This window comes from Jiella pacifica, from assembly GCF_010500815.1.
GTDB lineage: Bacteria > Pseudomonadota > Alphaproteobacteria > Rhizobiales > Rhizobiaceae > Jiella > Jiella pacifica.
Window position 1 is genome coordinate 26,941 of record NZ_JAAAMG010000005.1, and the last position, 11,628, is coordinate 38,568.

Here is an 11,628-nt window from a genome sequence, read left to right on the forward strand (position 1 = left end):
TCTTCCCTAGTTTCGCTGGCCAATCATGCGCGCCATTTCAAGCATTCTGCACGAAAAGCCCCATTCGTTGTCGTACCAACCGAACACCCTCAGAAGCCCGCCCGCAAGTGAGGTTTCAGGTCCGGCAATGATGATCGATTCCGGCCGCGCCCGCAGATCGGACGAGACCAGCGGCTTTTCCGTCCAGCCGAAGACCGGCGAGGTCTCGGCCTTTTCCCGCAATATGGCGTTCACCGCCGCGACGCTCACCCGGCGCTCGGTTGCAACCGTCAGATCGATGGCCGAGACACTGGCGGTCGGAACGCGGATCGCCCGCGCCTCGATGCGCCCGGCCAGTTCGGGCAGGACTTCGCCGATCAGCCGGCCGGCGCTGGTCGTCGTCGGCACCATGGAGAGCGCGGCCGCACGGCTGCGGGCCGCATCGCCCCGGGGCTTGTCGACCGTCGGCTGGCTGCCGGTGTAGCAGTGGACGGTGGTCATCTGGCCTGAGACGACACCGAAAGCCTCGTCCAGCACCTTCAGGAGCGGCGCGAGGGCATTGGTGGTGCAGGAAGCGTTGGAGACGACGCGCTCGGATCCCAGACGCTCGTCATTGGCGCCGATCACGAGAGTGACGTCGGCGGCCTTCGAGGGGCCGGAGATAAGGACAGCCCCGGCACCTGCCCGAAGGCCGCGCTCGATCGCCTCGCGAGCGTCGTTGTGGCCGGTGCATTCGAGGACGACGTCGACGCCCGAAAGGTCGAGCGCCGAGATGTCGCGCACGGAATGGAACGGGATTTTCTGGTCATCGACGATCAGCATTCCGGGCCGCGTCTCGACGCGGCCTGAAAACGGCCCGAAGACCGAATCGTATTCGAACAGATAGGCGCAGGATTCGAGCAGCTCGATGTCGTTGATGAGAACCAGCCGCAGGTCACCGTTGGCGGCCTTGGCAAGAATCCTCAGGATCGTCCGGCCGATCCGGCCGAAGCCGTTGAGCGCCAGGGTGGTGGGTCGCAGGGTCATCGTCGCTTCGATGGAAGGAGGCCGCAAAATCCGGCCATTGGGGTCGGGCAACGACCTAGACCGTTTCACCGCCCGATGTGAAGCCTCGCAAGCGTCCCCGCGACATGTTCGGCCCTGTTCGCCGGCCCGATCGCGCGCCCACCCGAGCCTTGCGTTCAGAGCGGCCGCCGGCACCGCGCGCCGTTGCGGCTCCGACGCAGCCACGCTCCCTCGAACCCGCTTCCTCGCTCTGCGCCAACGAAACGATCTGGAGGCCGCTCGCCAGTTTCATGCCAAGCCGTTGCTGCCAAACGTTTTTTGCAATGCAGTGATGGATTTTGCAGCACGGCAAAACTTTCGTCATCGATGTCGCTTTTGAAGCGTTCCACTTCGCTTTTGAGTTAGTCAAAAAACCGTCACTCTGCGCATTGTCGGCGAAGGTCAGCGGGGTTCGAGACATGCGCCGTTTTTCACTGAAAAGCCTCCTTCAGGAAGCCGCTTCCGGCCATCAGGGCTGGGAGCGCCAGTGGCGCGCACCGGAGCCGAAGAAGGAGTACGACGTCGTCATCGTCGGCGGCGGCGGCCATGGGCTGGCGACGGCCTACTACCTCGCCTCAGTCCACGGCGTGACCAATGTCGCAGTGCTCGAAAGAGGCTGGATCGGCGGCGGCAACACGGGCCGCAACACCACCATCGTGCGCTCCAACTATCTCTTCGACGAATCGGCCGGTCTCTACGAACATGCGATGAAGCTCTGGGAAGGCCTCTCCCAGGAGCTGAACTACAACGTCATGTTCTCCCAGCGCGGCGTCCTCATGCTCGCGCACAACCATCACGACGTCGTCTCCTTCAAGCGCCACGTCTATGCCAACCGCCTGAACGGCATCGACAACGAGTGGCTGTCGCCGGAGGAGTGCAAGGCCTACTGCCCGCCGCTGTCGATTTCGCCGGACCTGCGCTATCCCGTCCTCGGCGGCGCGCTGCAGCGGCGCGGCGGCACGGCGCGGCATGACGCCGTCGCCTGGGGCTATGCACGCGGCGCCGACGCCCGCGGCGTCGACATCATCCAGAACTGCGAGGTCCTCGGCCTGAAGCGCCATCCGGACGGCTCGGTCGCCGGCGTCGAGACCAGCCGCGGCACGATCGGGGCGAAGCGCGTCGGCGTCGTCGCGGCGGGGCATACGGGCGTCGTCATGGGTCGCTTCGGTCTCCGGATGCCGGTCGAGAGCGTGCCGCTGCAGGCGCTGGTGTCGGAGCCGGTCAAGCCGGTCTTCCCCTGCGTCGTCATGTCGAACGCCGTCCACGCCTACATCTCCCAGTCCGACAAGGGCGAATTGGTCATCGGCGCAGGCACCGACCAGTACGTTTCCTACTCGCAGCAGGGCGGCATCCAGATCATCAACCACACGCTGGATGCGATCTGCGAGCTGTTCCCGCAGTTCGGCCGCATGCGCATGCTGCGCTCCTGGGGCGGCATCGTCGACGTCACGCCCGACCGCTCGCCGATCCTCGGCAAGACGCCGATCGAAGGGCTCTTCGTCAATTGCGGCTGGGGCACCGGCGGCTTCAAGGCGACGCCCGGCTCCGGCCACGTCTTCGCCCATACGCTGGCGACCGGCGAGCCCCACAAGATCAACGCGCCGTTCAGCCTCGACCGGTTCAAGACCGGCCGGCTGATCGACGAGGCAGCGGCCGCGGCCGTCGCGCACTAACATTCTTTTCGGACTCCTCGGAGTGCATGACGATGCTCCTGATCGACTGCCCCTATTGCGGTAAACGCCCTGAAGTGGAGTTCCACTGTGGCGGCGAAGCGCACATTGCGAGGCCCGAGACGCCGACGGCGGTCGGAGACGCCGACTGGGGTTCGTTCCTCTACTATCGAACCAATCCCAAGGGCGTTCAGGCCGAGCGCTGGCTGCATGGCCATGGCTGCGGCCGCTGGTTCAACGCGCTGCGCGACACGGTGAGCGACGCCTTCGTGGCGACCTACGAAATGGGCAAGCCACGGCCGGACCGTGACGCCGCCACCGCTTCAACCCCCTCGAACGCCTGAACGGGGCCATCATGAGCCAGCCCTTTCGCCGCCCCTCCGGCGGCCGCATCGACCGCAGCCGCCCGCTCGCCGTCACCTTCAACGGCAAGCGGCTGGAGGGCTTTGCCGGCGACACCGTCGCCTCGATGCTGATCGCCTCGGGCCAGCATCTCGCCGGCCGTTCGTTCAAGTATCACCGGCCGCGCGGCATTCTCTCCCACGGTTCCGACGAGCCGAGCGCCCTCCTCTCGGTCGACTGGCGGGCCGATCGCGGCCCCGGCTACCGTGATCCGAATAACCGTGCCTCGGTGGTCGAGGCGCGCGACGGGCTGGTGGTGAACACTCAGAACCACTGGCCGTCGCTGGAAACCGACATCGGCGCGGTCAACGACCTGCTGTCGCCGGTCTTCGTCGCCGGCTTCTACTACAAGACCTTCATGTGGCCGCGGAAATTCTGGGACCGGGTCTACGAGCCGGTGATCCGCAAGGCCGCCGGCCTCGGCGAAGCGCCGGACGTGAAGGACGCCGACCGCTATTCCAACCGCCACGCCCATTGCGACGTTCTCGTCGTCGGCGCCGGCCCGGCCGGCCTAGCCGCCGCGCTCGCCGCCTCGGCCGATGGGACCAAGCGCGTCATCCTCGCCGACGAAGGCTCGGAGCCCGGCGGCGCGCTGCTCAACGACACGACCGCTACGATCGACGGCAGGCCGGCCAAGGAGTGGGTGGCGGGTGCCGTGGCGACGCTGGATGCGCGCGAAAACGTCGTCATCCTGCCGCGCACGACGGCCTTCGGCTATTACAATCACAACCACGTCTGCATGGTCGAGCGCATCTCCGATCACCGGGCCGATGCGCCGGAGGGCCTTGCCCGCGAGCGCCTGTGGCAGGTGCGGGCAGGCGAAGTGGTGCTCGCCACCGGCAGCCACGAGCGGCCGCTGGTGTTCGAGAACAACGACCGGCCGGGTATCATGCTGGCCGAGAGCGTCCGGGCTTATCTCAACCGCTGGGCCGTCCTGCCCGGCAACGAACTGGTCGTCGTAACCTCGTCGGCCTCGGCCTACCGGACCGCCCTCGACGCCAAGGCGGCGGGCATGCGGGTGTCGATCGTCGACATCCGCCTCGAAGCCGATTGCGGCCCGGAGTTCGCCGCAGCAAAAGACGCCGGCATCACGGTTCGCAGCGGCCACACGGTCATCCGCGCCCTCGGCAAGAAGCGCGTCACCGGCCTCGTCGTCTCGCCCATCGGCCGGGACGGGACGATCGGCGAGAAGACGACGCTCGCCTGCGACTGCGTCGCCATGTCCGGCGGCTGGACGCCGTCGGTCCATCTCTTCTCCCAGTCGCGCGGCAAGCTGCGCTTCGACGTCGAACTCGACGCCTTCGTGCCGGGCACCTCGGCCCAGGCCGAGCGCTCGGCCGGCGCCTGCCGCGGCGTCTACGACCTCACCGAAGTCATCGCCGATGGCGCGAAGGCTGGCGGCGGGGAGCTTGCGCCGGAAGCGACGGCTTCCTTCACCGGTTTCCAGCCCGTCCGCGTCCTGCCGACCGACGCCGATGCCTCCAAGGTCAAGGCCTTCGTCGACTTCCAGAACGACGTCACCGCCAAGGACATCAGACTCGCGGTGCGCGAGGGCTTCGAGTCGATCGAGCACGTCAAGCGCTACACCACGACGGGCATGGCCACGGACCAGGGCAAGACGTCGAACATGAATGCGCTCGGCCTCGTCGCCGGCATTCTCGACCGGCCGCTGCCCGCCGTCGGCACCACGACCTTCCGGCCGCCCTATACGCCGGTCTCCTTCGGCGCGCTGATCGGCCCGGCGCGGGACGAGCTCTTCGACCCCGTCCGCAAGACGCCGATCGACCCGTGGGCCGAGGCAAACGGCGCGGTGTTCGAGCCGGTCGCCCTGTGGCGGCGGGCGAAGTACTTCCCGAGGGTCGGCGAGGACATGCACGCCGCCGTCGCCCGCGAGACCCGGGCGGTGCGCACCCATGTCGGCATCTTCGACGCCTCGACGCTGGGCAAGATCGAGGTGATCGGCCCGGATGCGGCGGAGTTCATGAACCGCATCTATACCAATGCCTGGACCAAGCTGAAGACCGGCGGCTGCCGCTACGGGCTGATGCTGCGCGAGGACGGCTTCGTCTATGACGACGGCGTCGTCGCCCGCCTCGCCGAGGATCGCTTCCACGTGACGACCACCACCGGCGGCGCGCCGCGGGTGATGCGCCACATGGAGGACTACCTCCAGACCGAGTGGCCGGATCTCGACGTGTTCCTGACGTCGATCACCGAACAGTGGGCGGTGATCGCCCTGCAGGGTCCGAACGCCCGCAAGGTGCTGGATCCCTTCGTCACCGACATCGACCTCACGGAGGCCGCCTTTCCGCACATGACGGTGAAGACCGGCTATGTCTGCGGCGTCCCCTGCCGGCTGTTCCGCGTCTCCTTCACCGGCGAGCTCGGCTTCGAGGTGAACGTGCCGGCCGACTATGGCGAGGCGGTCTGGAAGACGCTTTACGAGGAAGGCCAGAAGCACGGGATCACGCCCTACGGCACAGAGGCGATGCACGTGCTTCGCGCCGAGGTCGGCTACGTGGTCGTCGGGCAGGAGACCGACGGCACCGTGACGCCGGACGATCTCGGCCTCTCCGGCCTCGTTTCCAAGGTCAAGCCCGACTTCGTCGGCAAGCGCTCGCTGACCCGGCCGGACATGATCGCGGCGGGCCGCCGCCAGCTCGTGGGGCTCCTGACGAAGACCCCTGACGAGGTGCTCGACGAGGGCGCGCAGGTGGTCGACGATCCCGCCCAGCCGATCCCGATGAAGATGATCGGCCACGTCACCTCCAGCTACGCGTCTTCCAATTGCGGCCGGTCGATCGCCATGGCGATGATCGATGCGGGGCGCGAGAGGATCGGCGAGACGGTCTTCGTGACGACGCCGGCCGGTTTCACCGAGGCGGTGATCTCGAACGCGGTATTCTACGACGTGAAGGGAGAAACCGCCGATGCTTGAGCGCAATCTCGCCCGCCGGGCACCGACGGTTTCGCCGCTCGTCTCCGAGGCCAGCGTCACGGTCAGGCCGCTCGATCCGCAAGGCCGCCTCGCCTTTCGCATCAAGCCGGCGGCGCTCGCCGGGCGCGGCACCATCGACGGCTTCGACCTGACAGGCGCCATCAACTCGCGGACGTCGCCCGAGGCGGATTCCGGGATGCGGACCGCCCTTCGCCTCGGCCCGGACGAATGGATGCTGATCACGGCTGCCGACGAGGTGGACGAGCGGTGCGAGGCGATTTCGGCCGCGCTGACCGGCGTGCCCCACTCCCTGGTCGACGTCTCCCACCGGGACGTCGGCTTTTCGGTCGAGGGTCCGGGCGCCGACGTCGTGGTCAACGCGGGCTGCCCGATCGACCTTGCCGCGAAGGCCTTCCCGGCCGGCTCGGCCACCCGCACCATCCTCGGCAAGGCCGAGATCGTGCTGGCAAGGCTCGCCGCCGATCGCTTCACGGTGACGACCTGGCGAACCTTCGCGCCATACGTCCAGGGATTCCTGGTCGAAGCGACCCGGTCATGATCGGGAACGCCGATTTTCCGATCGGAACATGCCGATCCGCGACATCGAGCGGGACGACCTGCCCCGCCCCGAAGACTTCTGAAGCCTGAAAAGACGCCGACCCGATGCGGGCCGGAAAAGGAATCGATCGATCAACAGGGGCGCGGCCGGCGCCCGCTCTTCCGGCCCCCATAGGGTGCATCATGATGATGAACGACCTCGTCGCCCGCCTGACCCACCGCAAGAAGGGGTACACGCTCGAAGCGCCCTTCTATACGGACAAGGACATCTTCGACGCCGACATGGAGATGATCTTCGGCCGGCACTGGATCTTCGTCGGCGTCGAGCCCGACGTGCCGGAGCCCGGCGACGTGATGGTCGTCGACATCGGCAAGAACTCGATCGCCATCCTGCGCGACGACGACGGCGAGGTCCGGGCTTTCCACAATGTCTGCCGGCATCGCGGCGCCCGCCTCGTCCACGAGGAGAAGTCGACGGTCGGCAACCTCGTCTGCCGCTATCATTCCTGGGTCTACGACACGACCGGCCAGCTCATCCATGCCGAGCACATGGGCGAGAGCTTCGACAAGTCCTGCCACGGGCTGAAACCGGTGCACATCCGCTCGCTGGAAGGCCTCCTCTTCGTCTGCCTCGCCGAAAACCCGCCGAAGGACTTCGACGAGTTGGAGCGGGTGATGGCGCCCTATCTTAGGCCCCACAATCTGCGCGAGACCAAGGTCGCCTACCAGCACGACCTGATCGAGCCGGGCAACTGGAAGCTGACGATGGAAAACAACCGCGAGTGCTATCACTGCGGGGCGAATCATCCCGAGCTGACCGTGCCGCTGTTCGCCTATGGCTTCGGCTTCGCGCCGGAAGAGCTGGACGAGACCGAGCGTGAGCATGCCGCGCAATATGCCTCAATGCTCAACGACAACCACCGCGACTGGGAGGCCGCCGGCCTGCCGTCCCGCGAGGTCGACCGGCTGGACGACATGGTCACCGGCTTCCGCACCGAGCGCCTGCCGCTGTCGGGCGCCGGCGAGAGCCACACGATCGACACCAAGCGCGCCTGCAACAAGCTGATGGGCAACCTGTCGAGCGCCAAGCTCGGCGGCCTGCATTTCTGGACCCAGCCGAACTCGTGGCACCATTTCATGGGCGACCACGCGGTGGTCTTCTCGGTGCTGCCGCTCGACGCCGAGCGCTCGCTGCTCAGGACCAAATGGCTGGTCCACAAGGACGCCGTCGAGGGCGTCGACTACGATCTCGACAATCTCATCGGCGTCTGGATGGCCACCAACCAGCAGGATTCCGACCTCGTCGGCTACTGCCAGAGCGGCGTCTCGATGGAGGGCTACGAGCCCGGCCCCTATTCGCCGCACACCGAGATGCTCGTCGAGAAATTCATCAACTGGTATGTCGGCCGGATGCTGTCGCATCTCAGCCAGACCCGCGCCGTCGCCTGAAGGGGCTCGCCGCCATGGATGCTCCCGTCCCGAAAGCCGCCGCCTCGGCCCCGGTTCCCACCGGCTACTTCCGCTGGGAGCCGGAGGAGGACGACGTCCTGATCTGCCGCGCGGTGCGCGAGGAGACCCACGACGTCAAGACCTTCGTCTTCGCGCCGCGGCACCGGCGGCAATTCGAATTCGTCTCGGGCCAGTTCCTGACCTTCGAATTCGAGATCGGCGGCGAGATCATCCACCGCTGCTACACGATCTCCTCGCCGCCGACCCGGCCGGACACCGTGGCGATCACCGTGAAGCGCGTGCCCGGCGGGCCGGTGTCGAACTGGCTGCACGACGAGTTCCAGCCGGGCATGATGCTGAAGGCGACCGTGCCGATGGGCGTCTTTTCCTGGTCGGGCATGCAGGCGACGAAGTATCTCTTCATCTCTGGCGGCTCCGGCATCACGCCGATGATGTCGATGACCAGGGCCTCCTTCGATCTCGCGCTGATCTCCGACATCGCCTTCGTCCATGCGGCCCGCTCGCCGGCCGACATCGTCTTTCGCGACGAGCTCGACTTCATGGCGAAGCGCAACCGCTCGATCCGCCCGACCTTCATCGTCGAGGACGATGCGCCGCGGGAGACCTGGAGCGGCTATCGCGGCCGCATCGACGGGGCGAAGCTGGCGATGATCTGCCCGGATTTCCGCGACCGCACCGTCTTCGTCTGCGGCCCGGCGCCCTTCATGCGGGCGGTGAAGACCACCCTGAAGGAAGCCGGCTTCGACATGAGCCGCTACCATCAGGAGAGCTTCAACTTCGACGACTTCACCGAGGCCGCCCAGGACGAGATCACCGAGGCGACGGAGGAAATCGATTCCGGCGTTCGGGTGTTCCAGCTGGAGTTCGCCAAGACCGGGCGCACCATCGAATGCCCGGAGGGGATGACGGTGCTGGAGGCGGCCCGCCGCGCCGGCATGCGCCTGCCCTCCTCCTGCTCCAAGGGGCTCTGCGGGACGTGCAAGTCGAAGCTCACCTCGGGTTCGGTCGAGATGAAGCACGGCGGCGGCATTCGGCAAAGGGAGATCGACGCCGGCATGGCGCTGCTCTGCTGCTCGCGGCCGAAGACGGATCTGGTGATCGAGCGGTGATCTGGTGGGCGCCATGGTGATCGGAGGGCTGGCAGGTCGGCGCTCGACGTTCCTCTGGATCCTCGGGACGAAGCCCGAGGATGACGATCGGGATGGGGGGATCGGCGCCTCCTCCTGCAGCATCGAGACTGCCACGGACGTGTCAGGGCGGGTGACACCACCAACGCGTCGTCATTCTCGGGCCCCGTCCCGACAATCCAGGGGCGGACGGGCACCATCGGTCGGTGCTTGACCTTCTCGGCAACGGCGCGTGGACGCACGAAGAAGCCGCACCAGCAGAAACCCGGCTACCGCAACGCCTTCGAACCGCAAGCACCATAACGCAGGAGGGCCCACACCCATGATCGCCAATGCCGAAGCTCTCCTGAAGCCCCTGACCATCAAGGGCCTGACCATCCGCAACCGGGTGATGTCGACGAGCCATGCACCGTCCTACGGCAAGGATGGCAAGCCGCAGCAGCGCTATCAGCTTTATCATGAGGAAAAGGCCAAGGGCGGCATCGGGCTGACGATGTTCGGCGGGTCGTCCTCGGTGTCGATCGACAGCCCGGCGGCGCCCTGGAACCAGATCTCCGTGGCGGACGATTCGGTCGTGCCGTTCTTCCGGGAGTTCTCCGAGCGCATCCACCGGCACGGCGCCAAGCTGATGATCCAGCTGACCCATATGGGCCGTCGGACCAAATGGGACACCGAGCACTGGCTGCCGGTGAAGTCGGCCTCCGTCACTCGCGAGCCGGCGTCGCGGGCGATCTCGAAGGCCCTCGAGCAGGAGGAGATCGACCGCATCGTCGCCGATTTCGCCGCCGCCGCGCGGCGCTGCAAGGAGGGCGGGCTGGACGGCTGCGAGATCTCGGCCGCCCACGGGCATCTGGTCGACCAGTTCTGGTCGCCGAACTCCAACCACCGCACCGACAAATACGGCGGCTCGCCCGAAAACCGCATGCGCTTCGGCATCGAGGTGCTGTCGGCGATGCGCGAGGCGGTGGGCGACGACTACGTCATCGGCATGCGCATGTCCGGCGACGAGATGCTGAAGGGCGGGCTCTCCCACGAGGACTGTGTCGCCATCGCGGCAGAATACGCCTCGCGCGGCCTCGTCGACTTCCTCAACGTCGTCGGCGGCCAGGCGCGCGACCACATCGCCCATGCGGTCTGCCTGCCCAACATGTCGTTCCCCGTCGCGCCGTTCCTGCCGCTCCCCTCGGCGATCAAGCGCGAGGTGGACGTGCCGATCTTCCACGCCCAGCGGGTCACCGACCTCGCCACCGGGGCCCGGGCCGTCGCCGAGGGCCATGTCGACATGATCGCCATGACGCGGGCCCACATTGCCGACCCGCATCTCGTCAAGAAGCTCACCGAGGGCCGCGCCGACGACATCCGGCAATGTGTCGGCGCCGGCTACTGCATCGACCGGATCTATGTCGGCGGCGACGCGCTCTGCATCCAGAACGCCGCCACCGGGCGCGAGGCGACGATGCCCCACGTCATCGAGCGGGCGGAGCGGCAGAAGACCGCCGTGGTCGTCGGCGGCGGCGTCGGCGGGCTGGAGGCAGCAAGGGTGCTGGCCGAGCGCGGCCACGCCGTGACCCTGTTCGAGAAATCAGACCGGCTCGGCGGCCAGGTAAACGTCGCCTCGAAGGCGACGTGGCGCGAGGCGTTGTCGGGCATTCCCCGCTGGCTGGTCGGCCAGGTGACGAAGCTCGGGGTCGACATTCGCCTCAATACCGAAGCGACCGAAGCCGAGATCGCGGCGCTTTTCCCCGACATCGTCATCGTCGCCACCGGCGGCCTGCCGCAGAAGGGTGAGGCCAGGGGCTTCGAGCACGCCGTCACAACCTGGGACGTGCTGGAGGGCCGCTCGCAGCCCTCGGGCACGGTGCTCCTCTATGACGAGATCGGCGGCCACAACGCCGCCTCCACCGCCGAGGTGCTGGCGAAGATGGGCTGTCTCGTCGAACTCGTCACCCACGACCGGATGATCGGCGAGGAGATCGGCCCGACCAACCAGCCGGTGCATCTGCGCGAACTCTACAAGCTCGGCGTCCTGATGACGCCGAATTCCGAGCTGATCGAGATCTATCCCGAAGGCAACCGGCTGATCGCCGCGATCCGCAACACCATGACCGATGCGGAGGAAGAGCGGGTGGTGGATGCGGTCGTCGTCGACTACGGCACGCTGCCGGTGGACGGGTTGCACTTCGCCCTGAAGGACAAGGCCAAGAACAAGGGGCTGACCGACGACCACGCGATCGTCGCGGGCAGCCCGCAGCCCTGCGAGATCAACGGCGCTGGATCCGAGCCGGGCTACACCCTCTACCGCATCGGCGACGCCGTCGCCGGCCGCAACATCCACGCCGCGATCTACGACGCGCTGCGCCTGTGCAAGGATCTCTGAGGGTGCGCGCGCGAGGCATGGCGCAGCTGGCAAAGGCAGCGGGGCAGGCGCCCCATCCGGTAG

Annotated in this window: 8 protein-coding genes; 7 read left to right on the forward strand and 1 reads right to left on the reverse strand. The window is 67.1% G+C overall.

All coding sequences use genetic code 11. The features are described 5' to 3' along the window. Positions 1-6 precede the first annotated feature (6 nt). On the reverse strand, positions 7-1,005 hold the full coding sequence (locus GTK09_RS07720) for a type I glyceraldehyde-3-phosphate dehydrogenase (protein WP_163462478.1): 999 nt from the start codon (positions 1,003-1,005) through the stop codon (positions 7-9). Between the two features lie 437 nt (positions 1,006-1,442). Between GTK09_RS07720 and GTK09_RS07725 the strand changes: the two genes are divergently transcribed. The 7 genes from GTK09_RS07725 (at position 1,443) to GTK09_RS07755 (ending at position 11,565) form a co-directional block, all read left to right on the forward strand. Next, on the forward strand, positions 1,443-2,696 hold the full coding sequence (locus GTK09_RS07725) for a sarcosine oxidase subunit beta family protein (protein WP_163462480.1): 1,254 nt from the start codon (positions 1,443-1,445) through the stop codon (positions 2,694-2,696). Between the two features lie 32 nt (positions 2,697-2,728). Continuing rightward, complete coding sequence (locus tag GTK09_RS07730) at positions 2,729-3,037, forward strand: sarcosine oxidase subunit delta (RefSeq protein WP_163462481.1); 309 nt, start codon at positions 2,729-2,731, stop codon at positions 3,035-3,037. Positions 3,038-3,048: 11 nt separating this feature from the next. Next, a complete protein-coding gene (locus GTK09_RS07735; protein ID WP_163462482.1) occupies positions 3,049-6,033 on the forward strand; it encodes a sarcosine oxidase subunit alpha family protein in 2,985 nt (994 codons plus the stop codon). Then, positions 6,026-6,592 carry a sarcosine oxidase subunit gamma gene (locus tag GTK09_RS07740; RefSeq protein WP_163462483.1) on the forward strand — a complete coding sequence of 189 codons (567 nt, stop codon included), beginning with the start codon at positions 6,026-6,028 and terminating at the stop codon, positions 6,590-6,592. Before GTK09_RS07735 ends, GTK09_RS07740 begins: the two co-directional genes overlap by 8 nt. A 188-nt stretch (positions 6,593-6,780) precedes the next feature. Continuing rightward, the gene (locus GTK09_RS07745) at positions 6,781-8,040 is read left to right on the forward strand and encodes an aromatic ring-hydroxylating oxygenase subunit alpha (protein ID WP_376767963.1); all 1,260 of its coding nucleotides are present in this window, start codon (positions 6,781-6,783) and stop codon (positions 8,038-8,040) included. A gap of 14 nt (positions 8,041-8,054) precedes the next feature. Continuing rightward, positions 8,055-9,170, forward strand: coding sequence for an FAD-binding oxidoreductase (locus tag GTK09_RS07750; RefSeq protein WP_163462484.1), 1,116 nt, complete (start codon positions 8,055-8,057; stop codon positions 9,168-9,170). A gap of 340 nt (positions 9,171-9,510) precedes the next feature. Next, the gene (locus GTK09_RS07755; protein ID WP_163462485.1) at positions 9,511-11,565 is read left to right on the forward strand and encodes an NADH:flavin oxidoreductase; all 2,055 of its coding nucleotides are present in this window, start codon (positions 9,511-9,513) and stop codon (positions 11,563-11,565) included. The last annotated feature ends 63 nt before the right edge of the window (positions 11,566-11,628 follow it).

What these genes read in the sequence shown, in the direction of transcription:
- GTK09_RS07720 (WP_163462478.1), bottom strand. Translation starts at nt 1,005, where the DNA reads ATGACCCTGCGACCCACCACCCTGGCGCTCAACGGCTTCGGCCGGATC.
- GTK09_RS07725 (WP_163462480.1), top strand. Translation starts at nt 1,443, where the DNA reads ATGCGCCGTTTTTCACTGAAAAGCCTCCTTCAGGAAGCCGCTTCCGGC.
- GTK09_RS07730 (WP_163462481.1), top strand. Translation starts at nt 2,729, where the DNA reads ATGCTCCTGATCGACTGCCCCTATTGCGGTAAACGCCCTGAAGTGGAG.
- GTK09_RS07735 (WP_163462482.1), top strand. Translation starts at nt 3,049, where the DNA reads ATGAGCCAGCCCTTTCGCCGCCCCTCCGGCGGCCGCATCGACCGCAGC.
- GTK09_RS07740 (WP_163462483.1), top strand. Translation starts at nt 6,026, where the DNA reads ATGCTTGAGCGCAATCTCGCCCGCCGGGCACCGACGGTTTCGCCGCTC.
- GTK09_RS07745 (WP_376767963.1), top strand. Translation starts at nt 6,781, where the DNA reads ATGAACGACCTCGTCGCCCGCCTGACCCACCGCAAGAAGGGGTACACG.
- GTK09_RS07750 (WP_163462484.1), top strand. Translation starts at nt 8,055, where the DNA reads ATGGATGCTCCCGTCCCGAAAGCCGCCGCCTCGGCCCCGGTTCCCACC.
- GTK09_RS07755 (WP_163462485.1), top strand. Translation starts at nt 9,511, where the DNA reads ATGATCGCCAATGCCGAAGCTCTCCTGAAGCCCCTGACCATCAAGGGC.